Below are 17055 nucleotides of genomic sequence, written 5' to 3'. Positions count from 1 at the left end.
GGTTGTGTGAGTAAAGAAGTAAAATCAGATATTGAAATTGCCCAAATGGCTAATATGATTCCTATTAAAGACATCGTGAAGGAATTAAAGATATCAGAAGAAGAATGGGAGCCTTATGGTCATTATAAAGCAAAACTTTCCTTAACTATTATGGATCGATTGAAAAATGAACCAGACGGAAAGGTTATTTTAGTTACTGCCATAAACCCCACTCCTGCAGGAGAAGGAAAATCAACTGTAACAGTTGGTTTAGGGCAAGCATTAAATAAGATTGGTAAAAAAACGATGATTGCACTTCGTGAACCATCTTTAGGACCTACCATGGGGATTAAAGGGGGAGCTGCAGGTGGAGGATACTCTCAAGTTGTTCCGATGGAAGATATTAATCTTCACTTCACCGGAGATATACATGCTATAACAACGGCACATAATGCTATTGCAGCAATCCTTGACAACCATATACATCGCGGTAATGAACTTAATATTGATGTGCGCCGTATCGTATGGAAGCGTGTATTAGATATGAATGACCGTGCCCTCAGGAATATAATTATCGGATTAGGGGGACCATTGCAAGGAGTTCCAAGGGAAAACGGTTTTGATATAACCGTAGCCTCTGAAATAATGGCCATATTATGTTTGGCAAAAAATTTAAATGATCTTAAAAAAAGGGTCGCTAAAGTTGTGGTGGCATATACACCGGAGGAAAAACCGGTCACTGTCAAGGATTTAAAGGCTGAAGGTGCAGTAACCTTATTATTGAAAGAAGCGCTGAAACCTAATATAGTACAAACGTTAGAAAATACTCCTGCTCTTATCCATGGAGGTCCATTTGCGAATATCGCACACGGATGTAACAGTGTAATTGCAACGAAATTAGCTGCTAAACTAGCTGATTTTGTCGTAACAGAAGCAGGTTTTGGGGCAGATTTAGGAGCAGAAAAATTTCTTAATATTAAAACAAGAGCAGGGGAGATAAACCCAGACCTTGTTGTCATTGTAGCAACGGTCCGAGCATTGAAAATGCATGGTGGCGTTTCGAAGGACCAATTGAAAGAAGAGAATATTCAAGCTTTGAAGGCCGGATTGGCAAATTTAGAGAAACACGTCGAAACAATTAGAGAATTTGGTCTGCCACATGTGGTTGCTATCAATAAATTTGTTCATGACAAAGAGAAAGAAATTGAAACATTAAGGACTTGGTGTGAGGAACAAGGAGTTAATGTTGAATTAGCTGATGTATGGGCTAATGGTGGAGAAGGCGGACGGGATCTTGCTATTCGAGTTACAAAAGAATTATCAAAGGCAAATAACAATTTCAAGCATTTGTATGATGTAACGATGTCCATAAAGGAAAAAATTAAAGCTATTGCCACGAAAGTTTACGGTGCAGAAGAAATTGAACTATCTCCACTAGCAGAAAAGCAAATTGCAATTTTCGAGAAAAATGGTTGGAGTGATTTGCCTATCTGTATGGCAAAATCACAATACTCTTTATCGGATGATCCCACTAAATTAGGACGTCCCACCGGTTTTATTCTTCACGTCAGGGAATTGAAACCTTCCATTGGTGCAGGATTTATCGTTGCCTTAACCGGTAATGTAATGACGATGCCAGGATTACCAAAAGAACCAGCAGCCATGAAAATGGACGTTGACGAAGATGGTAAGGCAGTCGGTTTGTTTTAAAGGATAGAGGCAGTCTATAAGGTCGCTAAATGCAACCTTTAAAAGACTGCCTCTTTTATGTTAGCATTTCTGTTCAAAAGACATTTATTGTTTTAAATTAGTAATGAAACTTCTTTGTGTAGAATCATATACTCCTATATAACTGGGAATAGAAAGGTGGTTCTATGGAAAAATGAAGAGAAAAATCCTTACAGTACTAATGAGTTTTTTTGGACTTCATCTATTTTCAAACCAGTTCTCTGAAGTTATTTCTTATTCAATAGACGAATGGAAGGAATCTCTTGTATTTGAACCCTTTTCCTATTTTATTGCTATTATCAGCTTTATTGTCAGTTTTCTCGCCTTTTCAAAAATCATATTTGTACTTTTAAAGCCAATTATTAATAGAGAAACGAAACACGAAAAAATTTTTTATGCTATTTTTATCACACTTACAATACTTGTATACCGCTTTTCAGCAGTACTAGTTCTAATTTTTGCCATTGGATATGCTATAATGGAGAGCATTGAATATTCCAAAAGAGTACAAAGGTACTCAAGGAGAGAAAAAAATTGATTCAATATGTTGTAATCATTTTAACGGCAGCCCTATTAATGATATATTACATGTATCAAAAGGCACATAAAAATACATATACGGAAGAAGTTCTTTTTTTTCCAATTGAAATGACGGAGAGAAAAATATTATTTATTACTGATATTCACAGGAGGTTATTGGATAAAGATTGGTTATACTCTTTTACTAATGTTGATTTTGTCATTATTGGAGGAGATCTAACGGAAAAAGGGGTACGGGCGGAAATAATAGAAAAAAACGTATCTTACCTTTCTAGCCTTGGTGAAGTTTTTTTTGTTTGGGGTAATAATGATTATGAATTTGGGGAACAGAGACTTGAGGATATTCTTAATCGTTTTAATGTAAAAACTCTTAGAAATGAAGTCCATGTCATAAATGACACGGAACAATGGAGTATTGTGGGGATTGACGATACAGAATATGGAAGGGTAGAACGTACAATCGTACGAAGATCTATCGGCTATTCCCTCATAATAAGTCACGATCCAGATGCTATATATGAACTTGAATTGGAAGAACCGTCCAAAGTCATCGCTCTCCTATGCGGACATACTCATGGAGGTCAAATAAGACTTGGACCTCTTGGAATAGCGGAAAAAGGGGGATGGAAACGGAAAAAGAATGTACCGGTTTTTATAAGTAGCGGATTCGGAACAAGAAAATTACCGCTTCGATTAGGTACAGAATCTCAAGTCCATGTTTTCACATTAAAAGGAAAGCGTACGGCAGATAATTAGAGACAAAAAGTTACAAAATTTTACATCCCCTAAACTTTTCGACTATACTAGTACTGTATTATATTGAAGTGGGTGAGAAGATGGATGGTAAATATAACATAAAGGCAGTTTCCAAGTTACTTGGTATTCAGGCGGGGACATTGAGAGCTTGGGAAAGGCGTTATAAAATAATAGAACCAGTAAGAAACCAGGCTGGTCATCGTCTTTATACGGAAGAGCAAGTGGCGATATTAAAATGGTTAATTAGGAAAATAAATAGTGGATTTACTATTGGACAAGCTGTAGATATTCTAGAAAAAGAAGAAATGGTTTCTGTTTTTTCAGATGATACTTATGATAGCGATCAATTAAATAAACTTAAGCGGGAGATTTTACTTTCTCTTCTTAACTTTGAGGAGGGAAGATGCAATCAACTGTTAGATCAGGCCTTTGCTATATACTCTATGGAGAAAGTCGTTATCCATATTCTCGGACCTATTATGATTGAAGTAGGTGATAAGTGGGAAAAAGGGGAAATAACCATTGCAAACGAACATTTTGCAACTTCTTATGTAAGAACAAGAATAGGAATGGTGTTTCAACATCTTCCTGTTGATGGATTATTACCAAAAGTACTTTGTGTCTGCACACCTAAAGAATTACACGAAATTGGATTGCTTATTTTTACTTTTTATTTAAAAAGAAGGGGATTTGATACAATTTACTTAGGTAGTGGTATTCCGGAAGTGGACATTATTCAAGTGGCCTACAAAATAAAGCCAAAAATGATTTTTTTGTCGTGCACAATGGAAGAAAATATTATAGGGACACTGGAAATAGCAACGACTATAACCAATGAGTTTAATAATGAAATTAAAGTAGGTATTGGTGGTAGTGGTACGGAACATCTTCTTAATAAAAATGAAGACGACTACGAACAATTTCTCGTCGGGAAGACAGAGGAAGAATGGGAGACATGGTTAAAGGATGCATTAACTTAATCTTTCTGGGTATTCGGTTGAACCAAAAACATGCTCTAAACATAGTTTAAAAGTAAAGAGTATTGTTGTAATATGGACCATTGAGGAGGACCAACCATGCGCCTGGAGCGGTTAGCATCTGATAAAATAAAAATATTCTTAACCTTCGATGACCTTCAAGAGAGGGGAATAACGAAAGAGGAAATATGGATGGATATTCCTAAAGTCCACGATTTATTTCGGGAGATGATATCAGAAGCAAGCGATGAACTTGGCTTTGATGCGGAAGGTCCTGTTATAGTGGAAGTATTTGCGTTACCTTCTCAAGGAATGGTAGTCATCGTTACAATTACAGAAGATGAAGAGGAATCTTTTGATGATTCCTTTATTGAATTACAAATTACATTGGATGTAAATGAACATCTGATTTTTAAATTTGAATCCATTGAACATGTCATACAATTAGCAAAAGAGTGTGAAAGATTGGGAATCGAAAACGGTGTTTTATACTCCTTTCAAGATAAATATTTTCTTTTATTTTATGAGACAGATGCTGCCCCATTTTCAATGGATAACTTTATCCCACTTGTCGTGGAGTTCGGGGAAAGTTCCACAATCACTTCACACAGATTAGCAGAATATGGAAATGTCATTATTCATGAGAAAGCGATGAAGCAATTAAATAGTTATTTTTCATAAAAACTCCTAATCTCTAGAAGGAGTTTTTTTATTGAATGTCATTTCGTTACTAAAAAAGAAAAGGTTAGCCTTATCCATAAGGCTATTGGAAAAGAATAGTGGAAATATATAGTTATATTATTTATAGTAGAAGTATAGTAACGTGTCATGAACTTTTAATAATGCTTATTGACGCAGAGGTGAAAGTAATGAAAGGGAATGAAAAAATGGAAAATGAAAGAGAAGAAAAGACACTAGGGACTGATAAGTTGCAAAAACAAGATGTGTTAATTGCAACAAGAACAGTTATAAAAAAAGCTTTGGATCGTTTAGGGTATCCAACTGAAGTGTATGAACTTATGAAGGAACCTCTTCGTATGATGACCGTGCGAATTCCAGTCCGAATGGATGATGGATCCATTCAGATTTTTACAGGTTATAGGGCGCAGCACAATGACGCTGTTGGACCAACAAAGGGTGGTGTAAGATTTCATCCTGATGTGACAGAAACAGAAGTGAAAGCGCTATCAATATGGATGAGTTTGAAGGCAGGGATTGTAGACTTACCTTATGGCGGAGGGAAAGGGGGAATCGTTTGTGATCCTAGGGAGATGTCATTTCCTGAATTAGAACGGTTAAGCCGTGGTTATGTTAGGGCTATAAGTCAAATTGTTGGCCCAACGAAAGACATTCCTGCTCCCGATGTGTTTACCAATTCTCAAATTATGGCTTGGATGATGGATGAATATAGTAGAATGAAAGAATTTGATTCTCCAGGTTTCATTACTGGTAAACCGATTGTGTTAGGAGGTTCCCATGGAAGGGAATCAGCAACCGCTAAAGGGGTAACCATCTGTATAAGAGAAGCTGCAAAAAAGAAAGGGATAAATATGGAAGGGGCAAGAATTGTCATCCAGGGTTTTGGAAATGCAGGAAGTTTTCTTGCGAAGTTCATGCATGATGCTGGAGCGAAGGTAGTGGGCATCTCAGATGTTTATGGGGGATTACATGATCCTGATGGTTTGGATATTGACTATTTACTAGATAGAAGGGATAGTTTTGGCACTGTTACGAAACTATTTAAGAATACAATCTCAAATAATGAATTATTAGAATTAGATTGTGATATTTTAGTTCCCGCCGCAATTGAAAATCAGATAACGGAACAAAATGCTCATAAAATAAAGGCAGAGATCATTGTAGAAGCTGCAAATGGCCCAACGACAATTGAGGCAACGGAAATTTTAAATGAACGAGGTGTGCTTCTAGTTCCAGATGTCTTAGCATCAGCAGGTGGTGTTACTGTCAGTTACTTTGAGTGGGTCCAAAATAATCAAGGCTTTTATTGGACAGAAGAGGAAGTGGAAGAACGTTTAGAAAAAGTAATGGTAACTTCTTTTGATAATGTCTATCGTGTTTCATCTTCTAGAGGAGTTGATATGCGTCTTGCTGCCTACATGGTAGGTGTTCGTAAAATGGCGGAGGCCAGCAGATTTAGGGGATGGATATAAATTTCTAAAAAAACCTTTCCGTGGTTGGGAGGTTTTTTTTGAATTTCTTTATTTACTGTATCATAATACATAATGAATGCATTTTTATGTTGAGACTAGAGGTGTAAACAATGAAACAAGAGAAAGTGATTATTATTGGTGGTGGCCCGTGTGGATTAGCAGCAGCAATAGCAATTCAACGCATTGGTATGGATCCCCTTGTGATTGAAAAAGGTAATATTGTGAATGCATTATATAATTATCCTACACATCAACAATTTTTTAGTACGAGTGAAAAACTTTCCATCGGAGATGTTCCTTTTTATAGTACAGAGAGAAAACCTAAACGAAATGAGGCCCTTGTATACTATCGTCAAGTTGTAAAGGAAAAGAACATAAGAATAAATGCTTTTGAGAAGGTTATTGAAGTGACTAAAGAAGATAGTGGCCAATTTTCTGTCGTTGCCATAACCTTATCCGGCAAGAAAAACCACTATAAAGCAAGTTATATCATCATGGCAACCGGTTATTATGATTCTCCAAACATGATGGGTATCAAAGGGGAGGAACTTCCCCATGTCTATCACTACTTTAAAGAAGCGCATCCTTTTTTTGATCAACATGTTGCGGTCATCGGCGGGAAAAACTCTGCTGTCGATGCTGCTTTAGAATTAGAAAAAGCCGGGGCTAAGGTTACTGTGTTTTATAGGGGAGAGACATATTCCCCAAGTATTAAGCCTTGGATTTTGCCAGAATTTGAATCCTTAGTTAAACATGGAAAAATCGAGATGCACTTTGGAACGAATATACTTGAAATTAAAGAGAACACGCTCATATACGAGAAGAATGGGGATAGGAATGAGAAAAAAGCTGACTTCGTTTTTGCGATGACAGGATATCATCCGGATCACTCTTTCATTCAAAGCATGGGAGTGACAATTGATTCACGATCAGGGAGACCAACCTATGATGTATCAATGGAGACGAATGTGACGAACATTTTTATTGCTGGGGTCATTGCTGCCGGAAATAATGCAAATGAAATTTTTATTGAAAATGGTCGATATCATGGGGACAAAATAGCAAATATAATCAAAGAGCGAGGATAAAGAAAAATCTCATTTACTTTATCCTACTGGAGGAATTCCTATGAAAAGAGTAGCAGTTATCACAACAGGAGGAACCATTGCTAGTAAGCATAATAAAGAAGGGAGATTAAACTCTGGCGCAATGACTGGAGAAGAATTAAGTGAGATATTAGATCTCCCTCAAGATATTGATATTCAAATTTATTCTTTATTGCAAAAACCAAGTATGCATCTCACCTTTGAGGATCTGGATGATGTGCGGCAGAAAATTAATTCAATTTTTCAAGACAAGGATATATCTGGTATTGTCGTTACCCAAGGCACTGACTCCCTGGAAGAAACGGCTTACTTTCTAGATTTAACCGTATCGGATGCTAGGCCAATAGTTGTGACTGGTTCTCAGCGATCACCGGAACAATTAGGGAGTGATGCTTTTATTAACCTTCGACATGCTATTTATTCAACCTGTGATAATCAACTGAGGAATATGGGAACAGTAGTAGTGTTCAACGAAAGGGTTTTTGCTGCTAAATATGTTAAAAAAGAACATGCTTCAAATATTCAAGGATTCAATTCTTTCGGTTTTGGCTATTTAGGAATTATTGATAATGATAAACTCCATCTATATCAAAAGCCGATTGACAATGAAAAATACCCACCGAAACAAAAGGAGATTCCATCAGTTGAAATTATAAAATGTTATTTAGGTTCAGATGATAAATTTATAAAAGCTTGTATAACATCTAACGTCGATGGAATTATTATTGAGGGAGTTGGCAGAGGACAAGTGTCCCCACTCATGATGGAGGCAATTGCAGAAGCAGTGGAGAGAGGGATTCATATAGTCATTACTACAGCAGCAGAAGAAGGGGAAGTTTATACAACATATGATTATAAAGGGAGTGCCTTTGATCTAAGTGAATCTGGTGTTATTTTAGGAAAAGATTACGATAGTAAAAAAGCAAGAATTAAATTAATTGCTTTGTTAAGAGCAGAAGAAGATATAAGGAAAGGCTTTCTCCTTTAATTAGCTAGGGAAAATAACTGTTGCTTATACTCGCTATTTCTCATACCATTAAATAAATGAACTAATTATGAAAGGCGATGAGTCCATGCTTTCATTAATAACAGCGGGACTTGCTCCAGCAATAGCGTTACTATTTTTCTTTTATTTTAAGGACGAATACGAACAAGAACCCCTTTCCTCAGTCATCCGTTGCTTTTTATTTGGAGCACTACTGGTTTTTCCAATTATGTTTATCCAATATGCCCTAATGGAAGAGGGAATTATTAAAAGTACTTTTATGGAGGCATTTATTCAAACAGCACTCATCGAGGAATTTCTAAAATGGTTTATTGTTATGATCGCTGTTTTTCATCACGTTCATTTTAATCAACGCTATGATGGTATTGTATACGCCACTGCAGTAGCCTTAGGATTTGCATCTGCAGAAAATATGTTGTATTTAATTTCTAATGGATTAGAAACAGCATTTTTAAGGGCATTATTTCCTGTTAGTAGCCATGCTTTATTCGGAGTGGTTATGGGCTATTATCTCGGGTGCGCGAAATTTAATAAGAAAAAAAAGGTTAGGTTTTTATTCTACTCTTTCTTTTTTCCATATTTATTACACAGTTCATATAATCTGATTTTCCTTACTCAAAACAGATGGATGTATTTTTCCATCCCTTTTATGATTTTCTTATGGATACTTGGGATAAGAAAAGTGAAAAAAGCCAACCAAAGTCAACGAACATTTATTCAAAAAAATATGGCATCATAGATAAACAGAAAGGACTTTCTTAGATAAAGGAGTGGATTCACTTGTCAGATGCAAAGCCCCGATTTAAAGTAACGATTCGCTGTAATCAATGTGGTGAAAAATATATTCTTCGTGGGCGTTTGAATCATGAAGGAGGTTTTGACACCGGTTTTAAACGGTGTATCTGTGGTAATGAAAAGAAACTTGAAGTGGATGTGTCGCCTGAATAATAATTGTCAACCATTTATATTACTTTAGAGGTTGTTCTTTAAGAATGCTTTATTCTTATAGGACAGCTTTTTTGTTGTTTAAATGACATTGCTACAATTTATTTACTTTCTTGACTTCGGGCATGCCACAGGACGTGGCGCTTTGCCCGATGGACGGATATTCTTCAGAGCGATACTTGTAGAGGAAGAGGCACTGCCCTACACTCGTAATCTTAGGCGCTTGCGCTTTTCTTTGTCTAGCTCCAGCGCCTACTCGCTGCGGGGCACTTCGGAAGTGACAACTGAAGTCAAAGAGCGGACTTCTGTTGTCATTCCTCCACTGCCCTACGCTCGTGACCAAGGCGCTTGCGCTTTTCTTTGTCTAGCTCCAGCTCCTACTCGCTACGGGGCACTTCGGAAGTGACACCTGAAGTCAAAGAGCGGACTTCTGTTGTCATTCCTCCACTGCCCTACGCTCGTGACCATAGGCGCTTGCGCTTTTCTTATAAACAAAAGAAAATAAGTGGTTTGTTTGTATAAAATGGGCTTGTCAGCTAAAACTATCCATATTGAATAAATGAGGAGGATGTGTCACATGAGAGACAGCATGAATAGGACAAAGAAACGATTGTGCATCATCATCTCGATGTTTATTTATGTATCACTATTATTAACCCCTCAACCAGCAGATGCATTTTCAGAGCAAGTCATTCAGAAAGGTGCAACTGGGGATGACGTAGTAGAGTTACAGGCGAGGCTCCAATACATCGGGTTTTATGATGGAAACATTGATGGTGTTTTCGGATGGGGCACATATTGGGCAGTCCGAAACTTTCAATCTGAGTTTGGAATGGATGTGGATGGTTTAGTTGGAGATCAAATGAAAAATATGTTAGAAAGAGCTACTGATTATGATAAAGAATGGGTTCATCGAATGATTAGAGAAGGGCGAAAATTCACTTACTACGGTGGAACTCCTAAAGAGATTCAAAAGGGGCCGAAAGGGAGTAAAGATTCAAAAGGGACTCAGAAAAAACCAAAAGGCGGCCAAGAAGGTCAAAGAGGACAAAAGGGAACTCCTAGTCCTGAACAAGAAGCCCCAGGGCAAGGACAAGAAGCACCAGAAACAGGTCAAGGTGGTGCGTCAGAACAACCCCAACAACAACCCGATCAGGCTCAACAAACTCCTGGGCAGGGTGAAGAGACACCACCTGGTGAGACTCCTCCAGAAACAGGTCAGCAGCAAGGAGAACAGCCTGGGGAAGGAGCTCCACCAGAAGAAACCACACCTGAAACTCCAGCACCAGAAGAAGAAGCGGTAGAACCGCAAGATGATGATATTGGTGTGGAAAGCGCTATTAATGTACCGGAAGGATTTACTGATAATGATATTCAAATTATGGCTCAAGCTGTATATGGTGAAGCGCGTGGAGAACCGTATGTAGGGCAGGTGGCAGTGGCAGCGGTAATATTAAATCGCCTCCGAAGTCCCACTTTCCCTAATACTGTATCTGGGGTCATCTTTGAACCACGGGCATTTACTGCTGTCGCGGATGGACAGATATATCTAGAGCCTAATGAAACGGCAAGGAAAGCAGTTCTTGACGCAATTAATGGTCAAGATCCGTCTGGAAATGCCATGTATTATTTCAATCCTGATACGGCAACTTCTGGTTGGATTTGGTCTAGACCTCAAATAAAACGTATCGGAAAACATATCTTTTGTAAATAATGAACGGAGGTGTTTAATTTGATACGATCTGTCATCATTGGATTATTAGCAGTTGTCCTTGTTGGTACTGGTTTTTGGGGGTATAAAGAGCATCAGGAAAAAAATGCGATCCTTATTAAAGCAGAAAATAATTACCAACGGGCATTTCACGAATTAACATATCAAGTGGATTTGTTGCATGATGAGATAGGTTCCACCTTAGCAATGAATTCAAGGGAAAGGTTATCTCCATCTTTAGCTGAAGTCTGGAGAGTTACATCTCAGGCTCAAAATGATTTAGGTCAATTACCTTTAGCGTTGATGCCATTTAGTAAAACAGAAGAATATTTATATAAAATAGGTGAATTCTCTTATAAAAATGCGATTCGAGATTTAGAACAGGATCCATTAACAGAAGAGGAATATAAAACATTAGAAACACTTTATGAACAATCAGGTGAAATTCAGGATGAACTGCGTAAAGTGCAATCTATGGTACTAAGGGATAACTTAAGGTGGATGGATGTGGAAATGGCACTTGCTTCGGAAGACGAGCCATTAAATAATTCGATTATAAACGGATTCCATATTATTAATGAAAAAGTGGAAGGGTTTTCGGAAGTAGATTTTGGAGCAGGTTTATCAGAATTAACAACAACTGATGAAGATATTGCAGAAGTAATAGCTAATCAAGAAGAAATTAGTGAAGAGGAAGCTTTAAATAAGGCTATGGAGTTTCTTGACCATAACCATAACCAATTAAACAATGCAGAGGTCACCATGACAGGAGAAGGTTTAGCCTATGAGGCATATAGTCTAACTATACCGGATGAAAATCACGGAACAAATATAGTAATGGACATTACAAAAAAGGGCGGACATCCTGTATGGATGTTAAATGAAAGGGATATTGACAGCCAAAATATTAGTTTGAATGAGGCGTCAGAAAATGCAAAGGAATTTCTTCAGAAGAATAATTTTGACAATATGCAGTTAGTCGATAGTAAACAATATGACAATATTGGAGTTTTTAATTTCGCAGGTTTGAAAGATAACATTCGTGTTTACTCCGATTCCGTTGTTCTCGAAGTTGCATTAGACGAAGGGGATGTTATCGGTTATGAGGGATTTGCTTTTATAGAAAACCATAATGACCGTGACGAATTTGAGGAAAAAGTCAGTAGGGAAGAAGCGGAAGAACAATTAAATCCTAATCTAGAAGTAATGGAACATCATTTGGCGATTATCAAGAATCAATTAGAAGAAGAAGTTTTATGTCATGAATTTTACGGTGTAATTAATCAAGACACCTACCGCATCTTTATAAATGCGGAAAATGGCCGGGAGGAACAAGTAGAAAAGCTTGCGAATGCAGAGCCAATTTACCGTGATAATTAAGAATATTACCCTTGATACTAAGTATCAGGGGTATTTTTCTCATACAAAAGAAGGATTTCATTCTTTTTTCTCGAAATATATTTTAAATATGAAGATATTTGGGAGAGGAAGGTTCATTTGATTAAAGTAAGTACAAATTTATTTTTAGAATTGAATGATCCGGATCATGAACGAAAAAAGTATCGCAGCAAGTTACTTGATTACCAAGATAATCAGCTTTTTATTGATTATCCTGTTGACGAGGAGACTAAAAAGCCGCACTTTTTATTTCCGGGGACGGAGCTTAAAGTATGGTTCATAGGAAAAGACGAAGCCATTTACCTTTTCCATACCGAAGTATTAGGAAAATTAGAAAAAAAAATTCCAATGTTAATCATTCATGATCCAGGCCAACAAAATTATATACGGATTCAACGAAGACAGTATGTGCGAATTGATACGGCAATAGATGTTGCAATCCATTCCATCGATCAGAGCTTCCCACCTTTTACAACCATAACATTAGATATTAGTGGTGGTGGAATAGCCACATTAATACCGAAGAATAATAAATTGCCGGATAACACAGTAGTATCTTTGTACTTCCCGCTCCATTTCCAAACGGGAGATATTTATTTTATTAAGACAAAGGGAAAATTAATACGAATTATTGAGAAACAAGGACAAAGAAAAGGTTCCTTTCAGTTTATAGATCTTACGGAAGGGGATCGTCAAAAAATAGTCCGCTATTGTTATGAAAAACAGTTAAACTTAAGAAAAAAAGTAAAACAATAGTCTCTCATTATTGATCTGAAAGAATAGACCATTATCGTCTAAATATGATAAGATATACGAAGATAACTGACAAAAAGTTTAAATTAGGAAGGGCTTTTTCAACATGAAGAACATGAACATTGCAATTGATGGACCTGCAGGAGCTGGAAAAAGTACCGTTGCTAAAATGGTCGCCGATCAACTGTCCTACGTATACATTGATACTGGAGCCATGTATCGAGCGGTCACATATGAGGCATTAAAACAGAATGTGGATGTTAATGATGGACTTAACTTAATCCACTTACTTCACCAATTGAAGATTGATCTAATGAATCAAGAAGGAAAACAGATTATTCAAGTAAATGGTGTTAATATAACAGAAGAGATACGTTCAAAGGCAGTAACCAACCAAGTCTCTTATGTTGCAAAACACCTTGAAATAAGGGAAGAAATGGTGAAAAGACAACAAGAGTTAGCTGAAGGTGGTGGAACTGTCATGGATGGACGAGACATTGGTACAGCTGTCTTGCCTTTTGCAGAATTAAAGATATTTTTAACTGCCTCTGTAGATGAGCGTGCTAAACGACGGCATGAAGAACTTTTGTCAAAGGGACATCCATCTGATCTAAATATATTAAAGAATGAGATTCGTAAAAGAGACCAGATAGACTCGGAGCGAGAAGTGGCACCGTTAAAAAAAGCAACAGATGCAATTGAAATAGACTCAACAAAAATGACGATCCCGGAAGTAGTAGAAATAATATTATCGTTGGCCAGAGAGCGAAAGGACATGATGAAGTGAGTCGTTTATATCGTGTAGGGAAATTTTTATGTCGATCTTATTTACGGTTATTTTACCGTGTTGAAATAATAGGAAAAGAAAATATACCGAATGATGGAGGGGTTTTATTATGTAGTAACCACATCCATCTGATGGATCCACCTTTAGTCGGATCGTTTATTAAGCGCCAAGTTTGTTTTATGGCAAAAGCTGAACTATTCGAAGTACCAATCTTAAAAATAATTATTCCTAAGTTAGGTGCATTTCCAATTCGGAGGGGAATGAGCGACAGACAGGCATTAAGAACAGGATTAAACCTTTTAAAAGAAGGGAAAATGATAGGTATTTTTCCCGAAGGTACAAGGAGTAAGACGAAAGAATTGGGAGAAGGACTGGCTGGAGTTGGTTTTTTTGCCCTTCGATCGGATGCTAATGTAGTACCTTGTGGAATTATTGGTACATATCGTATTTTTTCAAAACTGACTATAGTTTACGGGGAACCAATTGATATGGTCTCCTTAAGGCAGGAACGTGCCTCTGCTGAAATGGCAACAAAAAAAATAATGGAAGGGATTCAAAAAATCCTAACCGAAAATCAAAAAGTATAGCTAGAGCAACTTCTCCCCTTCACCAAGGGAGATCACATAAATATTTATATTTAAGCTAAGTGCCCGGTTGTTCGGGATTAGGGAGGGTTTTGTCAATGGAAGAGGAAATGAATAAAGAGATGACTGATTTCACAGATATTTCAGTCGGTGATATTGTAACGGGAACCATTACTAAAGTAGAAGAAAAACAAGCGTTTGTAAACGTGGGGTATAAAATGGATGGATTGATTCCAATCAGTGAATTGTCCAGTTTGCATGTGGAAACTGTAAGCGATGTACTCCAAGAAGGTGACAAAGTAGAGCTGAAAGTAATTAAATTAACTGAGGAAGAATTAGTTTTATCTAAAAAAGCTGTTGCTGCTGAAAAAGCATGGATTGAAATGGAAGAGAAAAAAGAATCTGGAGTTGCTTTTGATGCTGAAGTAGCCGAAGTAGTAAAAGGTGGTCTTGTCGTAGATGTGGGTGTTCGTGGATTCATTCCTGCCTCGTTAGTAGAACGGCATTTTGTAGAAGATTTTTCAGACTATAAAGGGAAGAAACTCCGTTTAAAAGTGGTGGAGATGGATAAAGAGAAAAATAAGCTAATTCTCTCTCAACGTGCTGTACTGGATGAAGAGGCGACAGAGAAAAAACGCAGTACATTATTCTCTATTAACCAAGGAGACGTTTTAGATGGCACGGTTCAACGTTTAACGGACTTTGGTGCATTTGTAGACATTGGTGGAGTAGATGGACTTGTTCATATTTCTCAAATGGCACATCATCATGTGGATAACCCGTCAGAGGTTGTCAGTGAAGGCCAAGTTATAAAAGTAAAAGTTCTGTCTGTAGACCCTGATAACGAAAGGATTTCATTATCCATTAAGGAAACGCTACCTGGACCTTGGCAAGCATTAGAAGGGAAAGTTAACCAAGGTGATATTGTAGAGGGTATTGTAAAACGTTTAGTTTCTTTTGGTGCGTTTATCGAAATTGCTCCAGGGGTAGAGGGACTAGTTCATATATCGCAAATTGCAAATCGCCATATTGGTACGCCTGGTGAAGTGTTAAAAGAAGGGGAAAGCGTCAGTGTGAAAGTATTAGATGTAAATCTCTCGGAAAAACGCATCTCCTTAAGTATCCGGGCAATAGAAGAAGAAGAGCAACAAAAGTATGAAAACGAAGTGAAGAAAGAATATCAGAAAGAAGAAGATCACGGAGGATTTTCCCTAGGTGATGTCATTGGAGATCAATTGAAAAAATATAAAAATTAGTTTGTAGGTGAAAAGAGGATGAGTCGATCAAAGCGGAAATTAGAGCACATTGAGCACGCTTTAAATACAGGACAATCTCGAGAAACGGGTTTTGATGACATTCGCTTTATTCACCATAGTCTACCAGATGTAAATGTAAATGATATTTCATTAACAAGTTTTATTGGCGAACTGGAAATCGGTTCGCCAATTTTTATCAATGCAATGACTGGTGGCGGTGGTAAAGGGACAGAAGGAATAAACCGGCAATTAGCAGAAGTAGCCAGGGAATTAAATATTCCAGTTGCTGTTGGGTCACAAATGGCAGCCATAAAAAATGCAAGTGAAATTTCTACTTATCAAATCATTCGGAAAACGAATCCGTCGGGAATTGTATTTGCGAATGTTGGAAGTGAAGCAACGGTGGAACAAGGCAAGGCATGTGTAGACATGTTGGAAGCAAATGCCCTGCAAATACATTTAAACGTGATACAGGAGCTAGTCATGCCAGAGGGTGATCGTCATTTTAAAGGTGCATTAGAACGTATTGGTGACATTTGTTCTTCCCTCTCTGTTCCGGTAATTGTAAAGGAAGTAGGATTTGGGATGAGTAGAGAGACGGTGAAAAAGTTAAAGTCCGTAGGTGTTTCCATCGTAGATGTTGGTGGTTACGGTGGAACAAACTTCTCCAAAATAGAAAATGCCCGACGAGACCAGAGGCTTCCTTTTTTTAATGATTGGGGGATACCGACAGTTGTGTCTATTGCTGAGGCTTCCCAAGGGGAAAACGACTGTACTGTCTTGGCCAGCGGTGGCATACAGACCGCTTCTGATATAGCAAAGTCGATTTCATTAGGAGCAAATGCTGCTGGAATGGCAGGAATTGTTTTAAAAAAAGTACAAGAACATGGTGTCGGTGGTGCCATTGATTATTTAACTTCGATTCTTTACGAAATAAAACTAATCATGACGGCATTAGGAGTAACGGATATTAACATGCTACAAAGGGCTCCCCTTGTTATTACTGGTCATACAAAAGAATGGTTAGAAGAGAGAAATATTTCAACAAAATACTTTGCAAACCGAAATTAGAACTATGTAGAGGCTGGGACACAACTATAGTTTTTACTGAGATAAAACTAAACAAAACCATAGCGAAGTAAATTTCTGGAGTGAAACAAATAATAAATATCATTGAAAACACTTTTTCTCCCAGCCTCTAGCACTTTTTTAAAAGAAAGTATAAGTTTTTGCACCTTCGGGCAATGTCTAGCTCCATCGCCAACTCGCATGGGAACTGAAAAAGTGGTGCTTTTCCACTTTTACAGTCCCTAAGCAATGAGCGTAGCCGTCGCAATCTTTAAAAAGCTTGATAGGAG

17 protein-coding genes are annotated in these 17055 nt (G+C 37.5%); all 17 read left to right on the top strand.

Translation table 11 applies throughout. The features are described from left to right. Positions 1-6: 6 nt before the first annotated feature. Positions 7-1689: a formate--tetrahydrofolate ligase gene (locus KS419_RS21245; protein WP_217068698.1), complete on the top strand. Its 1683-nt coding sequence runs from the start codon at positions 7-9 to the stop codon at positions 1687-1689. 172 nt (positions 1690-1861) lie between these two features. Then, positions 1862-2245 carry a hypothetical protein gene (locus tag KS419_RS21240; protein ID WP_217068697.1) on the top strand — a complete coding sequence of 128 codons (384 nt, stop codon included), beginning with the start codon at positions 1862-1864 and terminating at the stop codon, positions 2243-2245. Then, positions 2242-3003 carry a metallophosphoesterase gene (locus KS419_RS21235; protein ID WP_217068696.1) on the top strand — a complete coding sequence of 254 codons (762 nt, stop codon included), beginning with the start codon at positions 2242-2244 and terminating at the stop codon, positions 3001-3003. Before KS419_RS21240 ends, KS419_RS21235 begins: the two co-directional genes overlap by 4 nt. A gap of 80 nt (positions 3004-3083) precedes the next feature. Further along, positions 3084-3983, top strand: a complete 900-nt coding sequence (locus KS419_RS21230; RefSeq protein WP_217068694.1) for a MerR family transcriptional regulator — start codon at positions 3084-3086, stop codon at positions 3981-3983. Between the two features lie 96 nt (positions 3984-4079). After that, a complete protein-coding gene (locus KS419_RS21225; protein WP_217068692.1) occupies positions 4080-4661 on the top strand; it encodes a genetic competence negative regulator in 582 nt (193 codons plus the stop codon). A gap of 206 nt (positions 4662-4867) precedes the next feature. Continuing rightward, complete coding sequence (locus KS419_RS21220) at positions 4868-6151, top strand: Glu/Leu/Phe/Val family dehydrogenase (RefSeq protein WP_217068749.1); 1284 nt, start codon at positions 4868-4870, stop codon at positions 6149-6151. Positions 6152-6261: 110 nt separating this feature from the next. Continuing rightward, positions 6262-7239: a YpdA family putative bacillithiol disulfide reductase gene (locus tag KS419_RS21215; protein ID WP_217068690.1), complete on the top strand. Its 978-nt coding sequence runs from the start codon at positions 6262-6264 to the stop codon at positions 7237-7239. 40 nt (positions 7240-7279) lie between these two features. Further along, positions 7280-8245 carry an asparaginase gene (locus KS419_RS21210; RefSeq protein ID WP_217068688.1) on the top strand — a complete coding sequence of 322 codons (966 nt, stop codon included), beginning with the start codon at positions 7280-7282 and terminating at the stop codon, positions 8243-8245. Positions 8246-8330: 85 nt separating this feature from the next. Continuing rightward, positions 8331-9002 carry a glutamic-type intramembrane protease PrsW gene (prsW, locus tag KS419_RS21205; protein ID WP_217068686.1) on the top strand — a complete coding sequence of 224 codons (672 nt, stop codon included), beginning with the start codon at positions 8331-8333 and terminating at the stop codon, positions 9000-9002. Between the two features lie 41 nt (positions 9003-9043). Next, on the top strand, positions 9044-9211 hold the full coding sequence (locus KS419_RS21200; protein WP_217068684.1) for a hypothetical protein: 168 nt from the start codon (positions 9044-9046) through the stop codon (positions 9209-9211). A gap of 574 nt (positions 9212-9785) precedes the next feature. Beyond that, positions 9786-10922: a cell wall hydrolase gene (locus tag KS419_RS21195; RefSeq protein ID WP_217068682.1), complete on the top strand. Its 1137-nt coding sequence runs from the start codon at positions 9786-9788 to the stop codon at positions 10920-10922. 18 nt (positions 10923-10940) lie between these two features. Further along, positions 10941-12299 (top strand): germination protein YpeB, encoded by a 1359-nt coding sequence (gene ypeB / locus KS419_RS21190; protein WP_217068680.1) that lies wholly within the window; start codon positions 10941-10943, stop codon positions 12297-12299. 117 nt (positions 12300-12416) lie between these two features. Then, entirely contained in the window at positions 12417-13073 is a 657-nt protein-coding gene (locus tag KS419_RS21185; RefSeq protein WP_217068678.1) for a flagellar brake protein, read from the top strand. A 103-nt stretch (positions 13074-13176) separates the two neighbouring features. Next, entirely contained in the window at positions 13177-13857 is a 681-nt protein-coding gene (cmk, locus tag KS419_RS21180) for a (d)CMP kinase (protein ID WP_217068676.1), read from the top strand. Then, on the top strand, positions 13854-14444 hold the full coding sequence (locus KS419_RS21175) for a lysophospholipid acyltransferase family protein (protein WP_217068670.1): 591 nt from the start codon (positions 13854-13856) through the stop codon (positions 14442-14444). Before cmk ends, KS419_RS21175 begins: the two co-directional genes overlap by 4 nt. Positions 14445-14539: 95 nt before the next feature. Further along, positions 14540-15697, top strand: a complete 1158-nt coding sequence (rpsA, locus tag KS419_RS21170) for a 30S ribosomal protein S1 (protein WP_217068668.1) — start codon at positions 14540-14542, stop codon at positions 15695-15697. Between the two features lie 18 nt (positions 15698-15715). Next, positions 15716-16768, top strand: coding sequence for a type 2 isopentenyl-diphosphate Delta-isomerase (gene fni / locus KS419_RS21165; protein WP_217068665.1), 1053 nt, complete (start codon positions 15716-15718; stop codon positions 16766-16768). Positions 16769-17055: the final 287 nt, after the last annotated feature.

The sequence above is a fragment of the Evansella tamaricis genome, from assembly GCF_019042215.1.
GTDB classification, from domain to species: domain Bacteria; phylum Bacillota; class Bacilli; order Bacillales; family Salisediminibacteriaceae; genus Evansella; species Evansella tamaricis.
Note: the sequence above shows the minus strand (reverse complement) of the source record. Positions and strands in the feature narration are given on the sequence as shown.

Coding starts and splice junctions, on each gene's coding strand:
- fni (WP_217068665.1), top strand. CDS start 15,716: ATGAGTCGATCAAAGCGGAAATTAGAGCACATTGAGCACGCTTTAAAT.
- KS419_RS21225 (WP_217068692.1), top strand. CDS start 4,080: ATGCGCCTGGAGCGGTTAGCATCTGATAAAATAAAAATATTCTTAACC.
- KS419_RS21240 (WP_217068697.1), top strand. CDS start 1,862: ATGAAGAGAAAAATCCTTACAGTACTAATGAGTTTTTTTGGACTTCAT.
- prsW (WP_217068686.1), top strand. CDS start 8,331: ATGCTTTCATTAATAACAGCGGGACTTGCTCCAGCAATAGCGTTACTA.
- KS419_RS21220 (WP_217068749.1), top strand. CDS start 4,868: ATGGAAAATGAAAGAGAAGAAAAGACACTAGGGACTGATAAGTTGCAA.
- cmk (WP_217068676.1), top strand. CDS start 13,177: ATGAAGAACATGAACATTGCAATTGATGGACCTGCAGGAGCTGGAAAA.
- KS419_RS21195 (WP_217068682.1), top strand. CDS start 9,786: ATGAGAGACAGCATGAATAGGACAAAGAAACGATTGTGCATCATCATC.
- KS419_RS21210 (WP_217068688.1), top strand. CDS start 7,280: ATGAAAAGAGTAGCAGTTATCACAACAGGAGGAACCATTGCTAGTAAG.
- rpsA (WP_217068668.1), top strand. CDS start 14,540: ATGGAAGAGGAAATGAATAAAGAGATGACTGATTTCACAGATATTTCA.
- KS419_RS21215 (WP_217068690.1), top strand. CDS start 6,262: ATGAAACAAGAGAAAGTGATTATTATTGGTGGTGGCCCGTGTGGATTA.
- KS419_RS21230 (WP_217068694.1), top strand. CDS start 3,084: ATGGATGGTAAATATAACATAAAGGCAGTTTCCAAGTTACTTGGTATT.